Annotated in this window: 15 protein-coding genes; 8 read left to right on the top strand and 7 right to left on the bottom strand. The window is 50.9% G+C overall.

The features are described 5' to 3' along the window. Positions 1-2: 2 nt before the first annotated feature. The 3 genes from FH974_RS21065 to FH974_RS21055 form a co-directional block, all read right to left on the bottom strand. Positions 3-1,634: a carboxyl transferase domain-containing protein gene (locus tag FH974_RS21065; protein ID WP_373689512.1), complete on the bottom strand. Its 1,632-nt coding sequence runs from the start codon at positions 1,632-1,634 to the stop codon at positions 3-5. Between the two features lie 72 nt (positions 1,635-1,706). Further along, a complete protein-coding gene (locus tag FH974_RS21060) occupies positions 1,707-2,876 on the bottom strand; it encodes an isovaleryl-CoA dehydrogenase (RefSeq protein ID WP_047885798.1) in 1,170 nt (389 codons plus the stop codon). A gap of 131 nt (positions 2,877-3,007) precedes the next feature. Then, on the bottom strand, positions 3,008-3,394 hold the full coding sequence (locus FH974_RS21055; protein WP_047885797.1) for a MerR family transcriptional regulator: 387 nt from the start codon (positions 3,392-3,394) through the stop codon (positions 3,008-3,010). A gap of 272 nt (positions 3,395-3,666) precedes the next feature. On the opposite strand from FH974_RS21055, the gene FH974_RS21050 reads away from it, so the two are divergent. From FH974_RS21050 to FH974_RS21020, 7 genes are all read left to right on the top strand, one after another. Then, the gene (locus tag FH974_RS21050) at positions 3,667-4,875 is read left to right on the top strand and encodes a thiolase family protein (RefSeq protein WP_047885796.1); all 1,209 of its coding nucleotides are present in this window, start codon (positions 3,667-3,669) and stop codon (positions 4,873-4,875) included. A gap of 112 nt (positions 4,876-4,987) precedes the next feature. Continuing rightward, entirely contained in the window at positions 4,988-6,490 is a 1,503-nt protein-coding gene (locus FH974_RS21045) for a CoA-acylating methylmalonate-semialdehyde dehydrogenase (RefSeq protein WP_047885795.1), read from the top strand. A 148-nt stretch (positions 6,491-6,638) separates the two neighbouring features. Beyond that, complete coding sequence (locus FH974_RS21040; RefSeq protein WP_047885794.1) at positions 6,639-7,799, top strand: acyl-CoA dehydrogenase family protein; 1,161 nt, start codon at positions 6,639-6,641, stop codon at positions 7,797-7,799. Between the two features lie 150 nt (positions 7,800-7,949). Then, positions 7,950-8,732 carry an enoyl-CoA hydratase gene (locus FH974_RS21035; protein ID WP_047885793.1) on the top strand — a complete coding sequence of 261 codons (783 nt, stop codon included), beginning with the start codon at positions 7,950-7,952 and terminating at the stop codon, positions 8,730-8,732. Positions 8,733-8,765: 33 nt separating this feature from the next. Beyond that, entirely contained in the window at positions 8,766-10,064 is a 1,299-nt protein-coding gene (locus FH974_RS21030; RefSeq protein WP_047885792.1) for an enoyl-CoA hydratase/isomerase family protein, read from the top strand. A gap of 11 nt (positions 10,065-10,075) precedes the next feature. Beyond that, a complete protein-coding gene (gene mmsB, locus FH974_RS21025) occupies positions 10,076-10,978 on the top strand; it encodes a 3-hydroxyisobutyrate dehydrogenase (protein WP_047885791.1) in 903 nt (300 codons plus the stop codon). A gap of 32 nt (positions 10,979-11,010) precedes the next feature. Then, a complete protein-coding gene (locus tag FH974_RS21020) occupies positions 11,011-11,769 on the top strand; it encodes an SDR family oxidoreductase (protein ID WP_047885790.1) in 759 nt (252 codons plus the stop codon). A gap of 26 nt (positions 11,770-11,795) precedes the next feature. Here FH974_RS21020 and FH974_RS21015 read toward each other — a convergent pair whose 3' ends face one another. From FH974_RS21015 to FH974_RS21005, 3 genes are all read right to left on the bottom strand, one after another. Then, the gene (locus tag FH974_RS21015) at positions 11,796-11,903 is read right to left on the bottom strand and encodes a hypothetical protein (protein ID WP_047885789.1); all 108 of its coding nucleotides are present in this window, start codon (positions 11,901-11,903) and stop codon (positions 11,796-11,798) included. Between the two features lie 303 nt (positions 11,904-12,206). Next, the gene (locus tag FH974_RS21010) at positions 12,207-12,722 is read right to left on the bottom strand and encodes an NUDIX hydrolase (protein WP_047885788.1); all 516 of its coding nucleotides are present in this window, start codon (positions 12,720-12,722) and stop codon (positions 12,207-12,209) included. 57 nt (positions 12,723-12,779) lie between these two features. Beyond that, the gene (locus FH974_RS21005; protein WP_047885787.1) at positions 12,780-13,706 is read right to left on the bottom strand and encodes an alpha/beta fold hydrolase; all 927 of its coding nucleotides are present in this window, start codon (positions 13,704-13,706) and stop codon (positions 12,780-12,782) included. Positions 13,707-13,908: 202 nt separating this feature from the next. Between FH974_RS21005 and galE the strand changes: the two genes are divergently transcribed. Next, complete coding sequence (gene galE, locus FH974_RS21000) at positions 13,909-14,925, top strand: UDP-glucose 4-epimerase GalE (protein WP_047885786.1); 1,017 nt, start codon at positions 13,909-13,911, stop codon at positions 14,923-14,925. Positions 14,926-15,119: 194 nt separating this feature from the next. Here the strand turns inward: galE and FH974_RS20995 are convergent, their stop codons facing one another. Next, the gene (locus FH974_RS20995) at positions 15,120-15,731 is read right to left on the bottom strand and encodes a DUF2238 domain-containing protein (RefSeq protein WP_242551902.1); all 612 of its coding nucleotides are present in this window, start codon (positions 15,729-15,731) and stop codon (positions 15,120-15,122) included. Between the last annotated feature and the right edge of the window lie 429 nt (positions 15,732-16,160).

Genomic DNA, 16,160 nt, shown 5'->3' with positions numbered 1-16,160 from the left:
CTTTACATCCTGAAAATACCGAAGGTGCTTTCTTCTATCGGGGCGCGCAAACTGGCCAGCAGCGCCTGACCCACCACTTCGCGGGTCTTGCGCGGATCCAAAATGCCGTCGTCCCACAGTCGGGCACTGGCATAGTAGGGTGACCCCTGATTGTCGTAGAGCTCGCGGATGGGTTGCTTGAAGGCTTCTTCTTCGTACTTCGTCCAGGTTTCACCGTTACGACGCTTATTATCACGGTTCACCTGTGCCAGAACCCCCGCCGCCTGCTCGCCGCCCATGACCGAAATACGGGCATTCGGCCACATCCACATCATCGTCGGGCTGTAGGCGCGACCACACATGCCATAGTTACCGGCGCCGTAAGACCCCCCGATGATGACGGTAAATTTCGGCACATCGGCACAGGCCACAGCCATCACCATTTTGGCACCGTGTTTGGCAATACCTTCTGACTCGTATTTTTTGCCGACCATAAATCCGGTGATGTTCTGTAAAAACAGAAGCGGGATCTTACGTTTGCAGCATAGCTCAATGAAATGCGCCCCTTTCTGAGCAGATTCAGAAAACAAAATGCCGTTATTGGCGACAATACCTATGGTTTGTCCGTACAACCGGGCAAAGCCACAAACCAGTGAGGCACCGTACATTGCTTTGAATTCATCAAATTCCGAATCGTCGACGAGGCGGGCGATCACTTCCCGAATCTTAATAGGCTTGCGCAGATCGGTACCGACTATGCCGAGCAGATCATCGATTGGGTACAGCGGTTCTTTGTACTCAAGCGGTTGGAAATCAAAGTGCGAGTAATCCGGCGTTTTGTAGTCAGCATCGTGCAACCCCGATGGACTGTTCGCCATGGATGTTCTCTTCGGCGGGATCGTCGGAATCGGCGACATGCCGCAGTTACTCACAGCCTGACGAGCCAGGCTGATCGCGTGCTTTTCGTCTTCAGCAAAATAGTCAGCGACTCCGGACGTTTTACAGTGGACATACGCCCCGCCCAGCTCTTCTGCTGTAACAATCTCACCTGTCGCGGCTTTCACCAAAGGGGGGCCGGCGAGGAAAATGGTGCCTTGTTCTTTGATAATGATTGATACATCGGCCATCGCCGGTACATAAGCCCCGCCAGCAGTACAGGAGCCCATCACGACCGCGATTTGCGGAATGCCCTTGGCTGACATACGAGCTTGATTAAAGAAAATACGGCCGAAGTGATCCCTGTCTGGAAAAACGTCTGCCTGATGGGGCAGGTTCGCCCCGCCGGAGTCCACCAGATAAATACACGGCAGGTGACAGCGCTCAGCAATTTCCTGCGCTCTAAGGTGTTTCTTCACCGTCAGGGGGTAATAGGTTCCGCCTTTTACCGACGGGTCGTTGGCGACGATCATGCAATCTATGCCATGTACGCGTCCGATACCGGCAACCACACCGGCACAGGGAATGTTGTCATCGTACACTTTCCAGGCCGCAAACTGGCCGATCTCGAGGAAACGAGAATCCTGGTCGATCAGCATCTCGATACGGGTTCGGACCGGGAGCTTTCCTTTCTTACGTTGTTTCTCAATCAGTGCAGGGCCACCGCCTTGTTTAATAGTGGCAATATGGGTGTCCAGCTGATCGATCAACGCCGCCATATCCCGATAGTTATCGGTAAAGTATTTGTCATCGCGATTGATGGCAGTTTGAATAGTCGCCATGGTCTGTCCTTACTTAGATTCTTCAAACAACTCACGGCCAATCAGCATCCGTCTGATTTCCGATGTTCCTGCACCAATTTCATACAGCTTGGCATCACGCAATAAGCGGCCGGCAGGGAATTCATTGATGTAGCCGTTACCGCCCAGCAATTGGATGGCATCGAGTGCCAGTTGGGTAGCGAGTTCAGCCGCATACAGAATGACCCCAGCCGCATCTTTACGGGTGGTTTCACCGCGATCACAGGCTGCCGCTACCGCATACACGTACGCACGTGCCGCATTGGTACGGGTGTACATGTCGGCCACTTTGGCCTGTACCAGCTGGAATTCACCGATGGATTTCCCAAATTGATGGCGATCGTGAATATACGGCAGAACCAAATCCATACAGGCACGCATGATGCCCAAAGGCCCACCGGCCAGCACGACGCGTTCATAGTCCAGGCCACTCATCAGCACCTTGACGCCTTCATTCAGCGGGCCAAGCACGTTTTCAACCGGTACTTCGCAGTGCTCGAACACCAGCTCACAGGTGTTTGACCCACGCATGCCAAGCTTGTCGAGTTTCTGGGCGGTGCTGAACCCCTTAAAGCCTTTCTCTATGATGAACGCGGTGATTCCGCGGGAACCGGCGCTGGGCTCCGTCTTGGCGTACACCACCAGAGTGTCGGCATCAGGCCCGTTGGTGATCCACATTTTGTTGCCGTTCAGAATGTAGTGATCACCGCGTCGTTCTGCTCGTAGCTGCATGCTGACGACATCGGATCCTGCATTGGGCTCACTCATGGCCAACGCACCAATATGCTCGCCGCTGACCAGTTTTGGCAGATAGCGTGCTTTCTGGGCATCTGTACCATGACGGTGAATCTGATTAACACACAGATTGGAATGCGCACCGTAACTCAGGGCAACCGACGCGGAGGCACGGCTGATCTCTTCCATGGCAATCACATGGGCCAGATAACCCATATCGGCACCACCGTATTCTTCGCTGACGGTGACACCAAGCAGACCCATTTCACCCAGTATTGGCCACAGGTGATTCGGAAACTGATTGTCGCGGTCAATTTGTTCAGCCAGTGGGGCAATCGTCTGTTCGGCAAAGCCGTTTATTTGCTCCCGCAGCATGTCAATTGTTTCGCCTAAGCCAAAATTCAGCGGTGTAAACCTGTCTTTCATAGCCACTCCCGATTAGGTATTGCGGCAACAACAAACTTCTGCCGATAGATAACTGTTTGGTTAATTACACGATGCGTTTCAAGGTGTTGGTCTTAATTCTTTGCTTTGTTGAATCTCTTGTAATGAACCCACTACAGCGCCTTGCGCTCACGGTGCTCGTTTAAGGCCTGAACACAGCGCTCACGTGCGGTTTGCAGTTCATTCATAACGACACTGATGTCTTCAAGCTGGCGTTTCAGAACGGCTTCCTTGTCATCAATGATACTCAGCATCTTGTTCAGCTGGGTCTGACTCTGTTTGGTGTCATACAACTCAAACAACTCTTTGATTTCGGCCAGGGAAAAACCCAGGCGTTTTCCCCGAAGAATCAGCTTGAGGCGAGTTTTGTCTCTTCGTTGGTAAACCCGAATACTGCCTTGCCGCTGTGGTTGAAGCAGCCCGACATCCTCATAGAACCGAATGCTGCGGGTCGTGATATCAAACTCTTTGGCAAGTTCACTTATTTTGAACGTCTCCACTGGCTTACCTCCCTGCGTCAGATTTCGACGAACAGCCTGAATATCAAAGCCTTAGAGTTGCTATGGCGAGCCGTGACATCGTGCTGATTCGATAGTTGGAACATCAAAGTCAGAGGAAAGAAATCAGTACAGCTTTGACAAAACCCAATGCATGTATCTAATTTGTTTCTTAACGTTTACGTAAATGTTAGTGCTATGCTTACGTAAACGTCAAGAAAACAGCTGCTGATTCAGTAGCAAACCAACCGCTATAGGATTTGAGGGCAAAACTGATGGATAGAGAAGTCTGGGTGATTGCTGCAACTCGAACACCCATAGGCAGTTTTCAGGGTGTACTGTCGGGAAAAACAGCAACTCAACTAGGTAGCGATGCCATTGCCGGCGCGCTGAACAAGGCCGAAATGACGGCTGATGGTGTCAATGAAGTGATCATGGGAAATGTGCTGACGGCAGGGTGTGGTCAGGCGCCGGCAAGGCAGGCCTCACTGGGCGCCGGTATTCCTCAGTCCGTAGGTTGTACCACGATTAACAAAGTCTGCGGTTCGGGCATGAAGGCCGTCATGCTGGGGGCAGACTCTATCTTGTTGGGCCGTAATCAGACGGTCGTCGCAGGTGGCATGGAGAGCATGTCGAATGCACCTTATCTTCAGACTAAGGCCCGCACCGGACTTCGCCTTGGTCATGCGACGTTACACGACCACATGTTTCTGGATGGTTTGCAGGATGCTTATGAAGGCAAGCTGATGGGTGTCTATGCCCAGCGTGTTGCCGACGAACTGCATTACAGTCGCGCCAGTATGGATAAGTGGGCGCTGAAATCGGTGGAGCGCGCGTTGGTCGCGCAGGAAATGGGCTGGTTCGACGAAGAAATTGTGCCGGTAACCATTGAGACGCGTCAGGGCAGTCATCAGGTCAGTACGGACGAGCACCCTAATGAAATCAATGTCGAAAAAATTTCTCAGCTTAAGCCGGCGTTTGATCCGCAAGGTACAGTGACGGCGGCTAATTCCAGCTCTATTTCTGACGGCGCTGCAGCACTGATTCTGATGGACAGCGAAGCTGCTAAGCAACAGGGTTTCCGACCGCTGGCGGTTATTAAAGGTCACAGTACCTCGGCGCGTTCACCTGCGGAATTTACCATTGCGCCAGTTGATGCGGTGAAGCAGCTTCTGACTGATTTGAAATGGTCTGCTGGTGAAGTCGACAGCTGGGAAATCAATGAAGCGTTTGCGGTCGTCACTCAGATTGCCGTGAATGAACTGTCACTGGCACCGGAGCGGGTTAATCCGGATGGCGGCGCCTGTGCGCTGGGGCACCCGATTGGTGCCAGTGGTGCACGTATTCTGGTTACTCTGATCCATCGTCTTCTGCGGCAGAGCAAAAACGATGGCAGAACGGTAAAAGGGATTGCCACCTGTTGTATCGGCGGCGGTGAAGCGACAGCCATTGCTGTGGAAGTGTCACCTCAGCCCGCTGACTGAGTGAAGCGCACAGAACATATACATGAAATCGGGCGGCACGGACCGTGATAGGTAGTTTGGATGTGCACGGAAAAGCCGCAACAAATCAGGGTAGGATCCCAGGGAGCAAGCAATGATTGATTCAATGCCACACGTACCACTGTATATCGACGGTGAATGGACAAAATCGACGTCTGAACAGTGGATTGATGTTACGAATCCGGCTACCAACCAGCCAATCGCCCGCGTGCCAATGGCGACAGATGATGAAATGGCCGCGGCAATTGCCAGTGCCGCCGACACTTTCCAGCGCTGGAAAGAGGTAGCGGTGCCGGAGCGTGCGCGTCTGATGCTGGAATACCAGCACCTGCTAAAAGCGCATCACGATGAACTGGCAGAGTTGCTGTCGAGTGAAACCGGTAAAAACTTTGCGGATGCCAAAGGCGACGTCTGGCGCGGTATCGAAGTGGTTGAGCAGGCTGCCAACATTTCCAGCATGATGATGGGCGAAATTGTTGAGAACGTCGCCACGGACATTGACTGTTACTCCATGACGCAACCGCTCGGCGTGTGTTGCGGTATCACGCCATTTAACTTCCCGGCCATGATTCCACTGTGGATGTTCCCGATGGCGATTGCGGCGGGTAACACGTTTGTGCTTAAGCCTTCTGAGCAAGTGCCGTTGACAGCGATCCGCTTGGTGGAACTGTTTGAGCAGGCTGGTGCGCCCAAAGGCGTGCTGCAAATAGTGCATGGCGGTAAGCCACAGGTTGATTTCCTGTTGCATCATCCGGAAATCCGCGCGATTTCGTTTGTCGGCTCTGTGCCGGTTGCCCGCTACATCTACCAGACCGGGACCCACAACCTGAAACGTGTTCAGGCGTTTGCCGGCGCGAAAAACCACATGGTGGTGATGCCTGACGCCAATAAAGATCAGGTCGTCAATAATCTGGTCGGGGCATCAGTGGGGGCTGCCGGTCAGCGTTGTATGGCTATTTCGGTGGCGGTGCTGGTGGGCTCAGCGAAAGAGATCCTGCCTGAACTGAAAGAAGCCATGAGCAAAGTGAAGCCGGGCATCTGGAATGACAGCAATGCAGGCTATGGCCCATTGATCAGCCCGCAGGCCAAAGCCCGTGTTCTTTCGCTAATTCAGGAAGGGAAAGACGAAGGTGCCCGCTGTGAACTGGATGGTTCCGAGTGCACCGTTGACGGATATCCGGAAGGGAACTGGGTCGGTCCGACGCTGTTTAGCGGCGTAACGACTGAGATGTCGATTTATCAGCAGGAAATTTTTGGTCCGGTATTGATCTGTCTGGAAGTAGATACACTGGATGAAGCGATCGAACTGATCAATAACAACCCGTACGGTAACGGTACGTCTATTTTCACGGCCTGCGGTGCGGCGGCTCGCAAATTCCAGCATCACATTCAGGTGGGTCAGGTAGGTATTAACGTACCGATTCCTGTGCCTCTGCCATTCTTCTCTTTCACCGGCTGGCGTGGCAGCTTCTATGGCGATCTGCATGCTTACGGGAAACAAGCCATTCGTTTCTATACCGAAACGAAGACAGTCACTTCGCGTTGGTTCTACGACGATATCCCTGATGGCCCGAACATGACTATTCACCTGCGCTAAAACGTAGTTGAAATAGAACGTGGTAAGTGGGCAATAACGAAAGACGAAAGACGAAAGACGAAAGACGAAAGACGAAAGCGGTCTGCGAGTCATGGTTACGCAGGCGGCTTTCGTCATCAGGGATGCGGAACAATTGAAGGAGTAATGAATGGATTTTTCACTGAATGAAGATCAGCGGGCGTTTGCAGATGCCGCTCGCCAGTTTGCTGAAGAGCGTCTGGCACCCAATGCCGCCGAATGGGATGAAAAACATATTTTCCCGAAAGACGTGCTGAAAGAAGCCGGAGAAATGGGGTTTCTCAGCTTGTATGTACCGGAAGAGCAGGGTGGCCTGGGTTTACCACGTCTGGATGCGTCAATTGTGTTCGAGCAGCTGTCAATGGGATGTACCTCAACCACAGCCTTTATGACGATTCACAATATGGTGAGCTGGATGATTGCCTCATTCGGTACAGATGACGTGAAGCAGGCTTTTTGTCCGTCATTGGTGACGGGTGAGATGCTGGGGTCTTACTGCCTGACAGAGCCCAATGCGGGGTCTGATGCGGCATCATTGACGACGTCGGCTGTGCTTCAGGGCGAACACTATGTCATCAATGGGGCGAAAGCCTTTATTTCCGGTGCCGGTGATACAGATGTGCTGGTGGTGATGGCCCGAACATCTGCCACGGCCAATAAAGCACAGGGCGTGAGTGCTTTCGTGGTACCGGCCAATGCGCCCGGCGTCAGTTATGGTCGCCGCGAACCAAAAATGGGCTGGAACAGCCAGCCGACCCGTTCCGTCACCTTTGATGATGTCAGGGTTCCGGTCAGTTACCGGCTGGGTGAGGAAGGTGAAGGATTCAAATTCGCCATGAAAGGGCTTGATGGCGGACGTCTGAATATTGCGTCCTGTTCACTGGGAACGGCCCAGCAGGCGATCAACAATGCCAAACAATATGTCGCCGAGCGTCGTCAGTTCGGACAATCACTGTCTCAGTTCCAGTCCGTGCAGTTTAAGTTGGCAGATATGGTGACTGAGCTGGTGGCAGCGCGTCAGTTAGTGCGTTATGCCGCGTTTAAACTGGATAACGGCGATACGGATGCAACGGCGTATTGTGCCATGGCTAAACGCTTTGCGACCGATGTGGGCTTCAAAGTGTGTGATGAAGCACTGCAGTTGTATGGCGGCTACGGCTACATCAAAGAATACCCCATGGAACGCCATTTCCGTGACGTACGCGTGCACCAGATCCTGGAAGGCACTAACGAGATCATGCGTCTGATCATCTCTCGCCGCGTTCTGGCTGAAGGGGCTGAATTGCTGTGATCACCTCTGTGATCTCTGCAGCATCAACATCACTACAGCCAAGCAGTAAGGCTGGACTAATCAAACAACGAAGCAATCACTAAACACAAGGCTTCGAAAAACGCTGTCGGAATGTGAGTGAAACTCACCGGCAGCATAGGGAGAGATTCCATGTCGAATGAAAGTGCGATTTTGCTCACGATTGAAGGTCATATTGCCGTACTGACCATGAATAACCCGCCAGCCAACACCTGGACAGCGGAAAGTCTTCACCAGTTGAAAGAAACGGTGGAAGCGCTGAACAAAAATCCTTCTATCTATGCGTTGGTGCTGACCGGACAGGGTGAGAAATTTTTCTCAGCCGGCGCGGATCTTAATCTGTTTGCCAGCGGTGACAAAGGCGTGGCGGTCAGCATGGCACAGGCATTTGGCGAAGCGTTCGAAACTTTATCTGCCTTTCGTGGGGTGTCGATTGCGGCAATTAATGGGTACGCCATGGGTGGCGGCCTTGAAGTTGCACTGGCATGTGATATTCGAATTGCTGAAGCGCATGCCGAACTGGCACTGCCCGAAGCAAAAGTGGGCCTACTGCCTTGTGCGGGGGGTACCCAGAACCTGACCTGGTTGGTGGGTGAAGGCTGGGCGAAGCGGATGATCCTGTGCGGTGAGCGCGTGACCGCGTCACGTGCATTGGAAATTGGATTGGTTGAAGAGGTGGTGGCGACCGGACAAAGCCTGGAAGCGGCAATGTCAATGGCGCAGTCCGTGGCTAACCAATCTCCGTCATCAGTAGCAGCGTGCAAGATCCTGATTCAAAACTGCCGTTCAGAGCCGCACAACCATGGTTTGATGCGTGAGCGTGAGCTGTTTGTCAAACTGTTCGATACCGCTGATCAGACGGAAGGGGTCACGGCGTTTCTTGAGAAACGACGTCCGGAATGGAAAAACCAGTAAGCCGCGCAGCAAGCAGAATAAGGAGCGAACCGCATGGCGGGACAAGTAAATATTCAAGAGTTGCCTTGTAAGAACGGCCGTAAAATTGGCATCGCGGAGCTGGATAATCCATCGTCACTGAATGCGCTGAGCTATGACATGCTGGTTCAGCTGCATGAGGCACTGCTGCATTGGCAGGATGATGACGATGTGGTTTGCGTATTTCTTCATGGCGTGGGTGAAAAAGCGTTTTGCGCTGGTGGCGATGTCCGATCCATGTATCAGGTGATGGATGAAGCTCGACATCAGAGTGACGGTGTCACAGATGGCGGCAAAGCAAAATCTGGCCAGAATGGTGCGAGCAGCCAATTCTTAGGTGATGTTGCAACTTGTCACTCTATGCACAGCGACAAACCGCATCCAGGCTGTCGAACCACAGGTTTTTTAACCGATTACTTCGCACTGGAATACACCACGGATTACATGATTCATACCTATCCCAAGCCAGTGGTTGTGTGGGGGCAAGGGATTGTAATGGGAGGCGGTATCGGCCTCTACATTGGTGCCAGCCATCGTATTTCGACACCATCAACCCGTCTTGCAATGCCGGAAATCACCATCGGCCTGTATCCGGATGTCGGAGGGACCTGGTTCCTCAATCGGTTGCCGCAAGGCGTGGGATTGTTCCTTGGGCTGACGGGCGCACAGGTGAATGCAACCGATGCTTTGGCACTGTCAATGACTGAGCATGTGTTGCTGCCAGAGCAGAAGTCTCAGCTACTGAGCGGTTTGCAACACTATGACTGGGATGAGTCGGAAGTCTATGCCGGCGTGACAGAAGTACTGGATACTTTGGGGAGTGCGGCCACATCCTCCCACCCGGACAGTCAGCTGATACCTCACTTACCTGCGATTCAGGCAGCTTGTCAGTATGGCTCTCTAAGTGAAATCTGCCGCAATATTCAGGCAATGCCTGAGATTGTCAGCAATCATGCCGAACCGGATAAATGGTTGCAGCAGGCGAAATCCTCGCTCGCTGCCGGGAGTCCGATTACGGCGCACATTTGTTATCGCCAGATCACGCAGTTCCATGAGGAGTCTCTGGCGGACTGTTTCCGTATGGAGCTGACCCTTTCGGTACGTTGCGGGTTGCTTGGCGAGTTTTATGAAGGGGTGAAAGCGCGCCTGATTGAGAAAACCGGACAACCAAACTGGCGATTTAAAGACGTTGACAGTGTTGATATTGCAGTCATCGAGCAATTGTTCACCCCGCTTTGGGCGGATAACGAGCATCCTTTGCAGCAACTGGGACTCATCAGCAAGGGGCAACCAGCCTCAGCCCATTACAACTAAAGGAGAAAGTCATGAAAATTGCATTTATCGGTTTAGGAAATATGGGCTCACCCATGGCTGCCAATTTGCTGAAAGCAGGCTGTGAAGTCACGGTGTTTGATATCGACCCGACACATACCAAAGCGCTGGAATCGCAGGGGGCGACCGCGGCACGTTCGTTAGAAGAAGCGGTTTCCGGTGTGGATACCGTTGTGACTATGTTGCCGGCCGGTCAGCATGTTCGCGCTGTGTATCTGGGGGATCATCAGGGAGGCAGTGGTTTGCTAAAAATGATTGCGCCGGGCACCTTCCTGATTGATTCATCCACAATTGATCCTGATTCTGCACGAATCGTGGCGGCAGAAGCAGAAAAACTAGGATTCGAATTTGTGGATGCGCCGGTATCGGGTGGGGTTGCCGGTGCGCAGGCCGGTACACTGACATTCATTGTCGGCGGTTCAGACAGCGCATTCGAGAAAGCCCGGAGTGTGCTTCAGCACATGGGGAAAAATATTTTCCATGCAGGTAAAGCCGGTGATGGCCAGATGGCTAAAATCTGTAACAACCTGATGCTGGGGATTTTAATGTCTGGTACTTGTGAGGCTCTGAGCCTCGGCATCGATAATGGCCTGGATCCGAAAGTACTGTCAGACATCATGATGCAGAGTTCCGGTCGCAACTGGGCTTTGGAATTGTATAACCCATGCCCGGGTATCATGGCGTCTGTGCCGTCATCCAATGACTACAAACCTGGCTTCATGACTAAGCTGATGCTCAAAGACCTCGGATTGGGGCTGGAAGCGGCAACCCGGAGCCAGTCTGCGATACCTATGGGGATGCTCGCCCGTAACCTTTACGCTTTCCATAACGCTGCTGGTCATGACCAACAGGACTTTTCAAGCTTGTTCCAGTTCTACCGCAAAAAGAACCAGTAATTCGTTATGACTCAGTGCAAAGGAGATAACAAATGGATTTAACAAACGCGACAATTGCGATTACCGGTGCCGGGCAAGGTCTGGGTCAGATGATGGCAGTCACTTTGGCCAAAGCCGGTGCAGAGTTAGCCTTGATTGACCTGAATGTGGATGCTCTTAAAGAGACCCAGCGCCAGTGCCATATGCTCAGTGCAAAAGCACAAATTTATGCGGCTGATGTGACCAATGAAGCTCAGGTTGAAGAGACGTTCTCAGCCATTGTGGCTGATTTTGGAAAACTGAATGGGCTGGTGAACAATGCCGGAATTATCCGTGACGGGCTGTTGGTCAAGCCGGGCTCGGAAGGGATGAGCAAAATGTCACTGGAACAATTTAGCTCTGTCATGACGGTAAATACGACCGGCACGTTCTTGTGTGGCCGAGAGGCCGCCGCGAGCATGATTCAAACCGGAAGCAAAGGCGTCATCATCAATATTTCCAGCGTTGCACGAGCCGGGAATATGGGGCAAACCAACTATGCGGCCTCGAAGGCAGCGGTTGCGACCATGGCGGTATGCTGGGCAAAAGAACTGTCACGTTACGGTATTCGGGCTGCGGCTGTGGCACCTGGCGTGGTGGAAACGGCTATGGCCAGCCAAATTAAGCCGGAAGCCATTGAGCGGCTGAAAACTATGATTCCGGTTGGCCGTATTGCAGAACCTGCAGAAATTGCCCACGCGGTAAAATACATTTTTGAAAATGAGTACTTTACCGGTCGTGTACTGGAAGTGGACGGGGGGATGCGAATGTAACCCGGCGATGGCCGATAACCTGAGGGTTATTGGCCATATACCATGGCATACAGAGCCAATCCGCCACCGATAACAAACATCAGCATGGCAACGAAAGCGGCAATTTTATTGAGAATGGTAAACAAGGTATCCATAGTTAATATCTGAGTTACTCTTGGTATCAATGATAATGAGAGCCTGAAAGGGCTGCAAAGACAGCATCTTGCCCGTATTAACGGTGATGTTATTTCGGGGCACGATGTTCACATCGCCATTTCAGTCATCGAGCGGAACGATGCCACAGTTTTAGTCAAAAGGCGAACCCGATGCCCGCCTATTTCACGTTTACTTACAACTCTGGTTTCATTTGCTCAAGAAACTCTCTGCGCTAACCGGTTGTCGCAGACTTAGAGACGTGAGGAGCATACATAACTTGATGAGCAGTACGCAAAACAAAGTTACAAGAGATCTTTCGCCTGAATTTTCAGAAATGAAGCCAGTGTTTTGGCATCTTTAATTTCGTCGTTGGCAACTTTTGCCAGGAATTCGGATTGTGTCATAGTTACAACATCAATGATTTCATCGTCATCCTGCTCCCCGGAACAAGACGTTAGGTCTTTTGCCAAAAACAGATGCTGGATCTCATCGCAAAAACCCGGCACCGGAAACAATTCACCTAAGCTCTGCCAATGGTCGGCGGACAACTGTACCTCCTCCGCCAATTCGCGCTTTGCGCATTCCAGAATGTTTTCCTTATCTTCAAGTGTTCCGGCAGGAAACTCAAAGATCCAGTCTCCAATGGCAGGGCGATACTGGCGGATCATGACGAGCTCTCCGTGCTGATTAACCGGAACAATAATAACAGCGCCAGGGTGGCGCACTGTGGTGAATTCGATTTTACGCCCATCCGGTAATGTATGCGGAGACTGTTCAACTGAGAAGCACTTCCATTGGCAGAGTGTTTTGGTGTTCATAAGTGGTTCACCCGTTGTGCGTTAAGTGATTTTACATTTGCCCGTGATCAGAGCCGGTTATCCAAGAAAACTCTTGAGTAAGCGAACGACAGTCTGTGGTTGCTCATTCGTGACACCGTGACCGGTATCAGGAAGAACAACCAGGGTCGTCGACAGGTAGTGGCTGAGGGCAATCCCATTACGTAGCGGGAAGATCTGATCGCTGTCGCCCCATATTAACAGGCTTGGTGGTAGGTTATCCGTCGGCAAATTTGCAATACGCGTCCTGTCATGAACCAGCGAGCGAATCAAGTCCGCTTTTTCCTGTCGATATGGCGAAAAATAGCTGTTGTAAATGTCTGTAGCAACGAAATCCGGCATGGATTTCGGCTCAAAGAAAACATGATCAAACAAGCGTCTGACCTCATTCCCGTTTTGCGGAACAAACAGTTGCTCGGGATGTTCCACTCCTGCGCGCAGGCAAAGCGCCTGAAGATCTGCATCACTGAACAGGGGACCGGGACTGGCGATGATAATGCTTTTATCAATGCGTTCGGGGTTAAGCATCATGTTGTAAGTAATAAAACCACCGTAGGAAATACCGGCAACAGCGACTTTCTCAATATTCATGGCGTCCAGAATTTGCCAGACAGCGTTTGTCTGCGTGGTGAGGTTTGGAGTGCCTTCACTGAACGAATCACCAAACCACGCTAAGTCCGGAGCAATGACCTGATAATCCTGATTCAGTGCCAGCATTTCACGTTTCCATGTGGAGATGGCGGTGCCCCCGAAACCGTGCAGCAGCAGAAGCGGCTTACCTTTACCGCCAACCCAGTATTTGATTCGTCCGCCTTCCTGCAGTGTCAGGTAATGTTCTTCAAAACCGGCATCCGTTAAAGTGTCGTGATCCTGACGTGCTTTCCAGTCAACCAGCTCGCAACCGGTAAGACTCAACAACAGAAAAATAGCGATAAGGACAAAGTGAAAAGGTCGCGTGGTAGTCATAATAGCTCCTCCGATGAGTTAACTATTATACGGCGTTCGATTTTTTCCTGCAGCTATTTATAACTAATGAGATATTGTGGCTTGAAATTATACGAATGTTCATATTAGGCCTGTATTTTGCCTTGTCATATGATAGTTTTACGTTTTCTCAAACCCACTTATACAATTGTTTGAGTAATGAAAAGATGACAGGGAGAGATACATGCATGTTTTGGTAACGGGTGGTATGGGTTACATTGGTAGCCACACTTGCGTACAAATGATTGAAGCGGGCCTGACCCCAATTATTGTTGATAATCTCTACAACAGTAAGAAGTCGGTACTGGCTCGTATCGAAAAGCTGACAGGCGTATCACCGGCCTTTTTTGAAGGCGATATCCGGGACCGTGCTTTTCTTGATAGCGTCTTTGCTGAAAACCAAATTGAAGCGGTTATTCATTTTGCCGGTCTGAAAGCGGTTGGCGAATCGGTGGAAAAACCACTGGAATATTACGACAACAACGTTCACGGTACACTGGTACTGGTTGAAGCAATGCGAGCGGCAGGCGTGAACAGTCTGATCTTCAGTTCTTCTGCCACGGTTTACGGTGATCCGGCGTCCGTACCTATCATGGAAAACTTTCCGACCAGCGCAACCAATCCTTACGGCCGCAGTAAGCTCATGGTGGAAGAGTGCCTGACTGATATTCAGAAAGCCCACCCGGAAATGAGCATTACGCTGCTGCGTTATTTCAACCCGGTGGGTTCTCATCAGTCGGGTGAAATGGGCGAAGATCCGCAGGGTATTCCTAATAATCTGATGCCATTTATTTCGCAGGTTGCTGTTGGTCGTCGTGAGTTTCTGTCTGTCTTCGGTGATGATTACCCAACGGTGGACGGTACAGGTGTGCGTGATTACATTCATGTACTGGATCTGGCCGATGGCCACTTAGCCGCACTGAAATACAAAGGCCGTGAGCCTGGGCTACATGTGTATAACCTGGGAACCGGTAACGGTTACAGTGTGTTGCAGATGGTCGAAGCTTTCTCGAAAGCATCTGGCGTTGATGTCGCCTATAAAATTGCACCACGTCGCCCGGGCGACATTGCAGAATGCTGGGCTGACCCAACCAAAGCCAAAGCAGAGCTGCACTGGGAAGCGACCCGTACGATTGATGATATGACAGCGGATACCTGGCGCTGGCAGTCAGCGAACCCGACCGGCTATCCGGATTTGTAACCCCGTTTCTTCTGCTCTGAAATGGGTTGATACAGCTAAATGTATCAGTGTTTATATTGAAAAAGCCCGCGCAGTTTTGCGCGGGCTTTTTTGCTTTATTTTGCTCTCAGATTTTATAAACCAGCGTGGCCTGAATTAATGCATCTTTATAAAGATGCTCTTCTTTCCGATAAGCGAAAGGAGAGGCACTGAGCTCACTTCTGGTAAGGCTTGATAAGTGCAAAAGCGATCAGGCTGGTAAGGGCGCCTAATGTATCAGCCAGCATATCTTGCTGAGCATCCCAGATATCGCCCTGACTGCCAAGAAATTCAATCCCTGCGTCACCACCGGCCAGAATGGCGTACCACCATTCGATGATTTCATATCCTGCAGCAACAGCCATAATGGCAGTCAGGCCAAACAAACCGGCCAGCCAGGGTTTGCAATGTTCTTTACGGGTCAGAAATTCAGCAATAGGAAATGCATAAAAACCAATAGAAAAGTGGGCTATACGGTCGAAGTGATTGCGCTCGGAACCAACCAGGTTGTTAAACCAGTCGAATGGCACGTTAGCAAACGTGTAGTGGGCTCCAATGGTATGCATAATGAGCCAGATCGACATAAAACAATACGCAGTATGCGAAAAAGAAAAACGGCGGTAGGTCAGTACCAGTGGAATAAAAATGAGTAAGACCGGAATAATTTCCGCGATCCATACTTGCGGAAAGACGGGATTGATACCAGACCAAATAATGGTTGAGGTAATCAGCAATGCCAGAAGCAAAGGGAATCCGATACTTTCAGAGGTCATTGTTTTTGTTGTCATATAAGACATCCTGTTCTTCGTAAGATGAATAAATAATACAGTGTTTTATTCGTTGTTCAACCCTCAATCTGATTTTACTATAAGCGCTTTCAGGGTTTTTAAATGAATCGCAATATGAGGTTGAGTGCATATACGCTGGCATTGCTTTGTCAGAAAATGATGGTCAGAAACTGATTCCTAATAAAAAATTTGCCAGAATCGGATGCAGAGAGCAGGGCTGGTCAAGGAAATCAGACCCAATCAAAACGAAAGTGGAGATCTCCGGACAGCCCTCTGTTACTGACTCTGGGTATAAAATAGCCCTTGTCAGGTTATGTTCATGAAATCCCGCTAGATATGGACGTTTTTCGTGTCTCACATCAGAATTATGGTATAATTCCCTGCTTAATAAATTTACTCTGGCGTGATTGTTATCACGTCTTGCATCAC

It is taken from the genome of Photobacterium ganghwense, from assembly GCF_017329545.1.
Taxonomy (GTDB): domain Bacteria; phylum Pseudomonadota; class Gammaproteobacteria; order Enterobacterales; family Vibrionaceae; genus Photobacterium; species Photobacterium ganghwense.
Note: the sequence above shows the minus strand (reverse complement) of the source record. Positions and strands in the feature narration are given on the sequence as shown.

Coding starts and splice junctions, on each gene's coding strand:
- FH974_RS21065 (WP_373689512.1), bottom strand. CDS start 1,634: ATGGCGGCGTTGATCGATCAGCTGGACACCCATATTGCCACTATTAAA.
- FH974_RS21060 (WP_047885798.1), bottom strand. CDS start 2,876: ATGAAAGACAGGTTTACACCGCTGAATTTTGGCTTAGGCGAAACAATT.
- FH974_RS21050 (WP_047885796.1), top strand. CDS start 3,667: ATGGATAGAGAAGTCTGGGTGATTGCTGCAACTCGAACACCCATAGGC.
- FH974_RS21045 (WP_047885795.1), top strand. CDS start 4,988: ATGATTGATTCAATGCCACACGTACCACTGTATATCGACGGTGAATGG.
- FH974_RS21040 (WP_047885794.1), top strand. CDS start 6,639: ATGGATTTTTCACTGAATGAAGATCAGCGGGCGTTTGCAGATGCCGCT.
- FH974_RS21035 (WP_047885793.1), top strand. CDS start 7,950: ATGTCGAATGAAAGTGCGATTTTGCTCACGATTGAAGGTCATATTGCC.
- FH974_RS21030 (WP_047885792.1), top strand. CDS start 8,766: ATGGCGGGACAAGTAAATATTCAAGAGTTGCCTTGTAAGAACGGCCGT.
- mmsB (WP_047885791.1), top strand. CDS start 10,076: ATGAAAATTGCATTTATCGGTTTAGGAAATATGGGCTCACCCATGGCT.
- FH974_RS21020 (WP_047885790.1), top strand. CDS start 11,011: ATGGATTTAACAAACGCGACAATTGCGATTACCGGTGCCGGGCAAGGT.
- FH974_RS21015 (WP_047885789.1), bottom strand. CDS start 11,903: ATGGATACCTTGTTTACCATTCTCAATAAAATTGCCGCTTTCGTTGCC.
- FH974_RS21010 (WP_047885788.1), bottom strand. CDS start 12,722: ATGAACACCAAAACACTCTGCCAATGGAAGTGCTTCTCAGTTGAACAG.
- FH974_RS21005 (WP_047885787.1), bottom strand. CDS start 13,706: ATGACTACCACGCGACCTTTTCACTTTGTCCTTATCGCTATTTTTCTG.
- galE (WP_047885786.1), top strand. CDS start 13,909: ATGCATGTTTTGGTAACGGGTGGTATGGGTTACATTGGTAGCCACACT.
- FH974_RS20995 (WP_242551902.1), bottom strand. CDS start 15,731: ATGACAACAAAAACAATGACCTCTGAAAGTATCGGATTCCCTTTGCTT.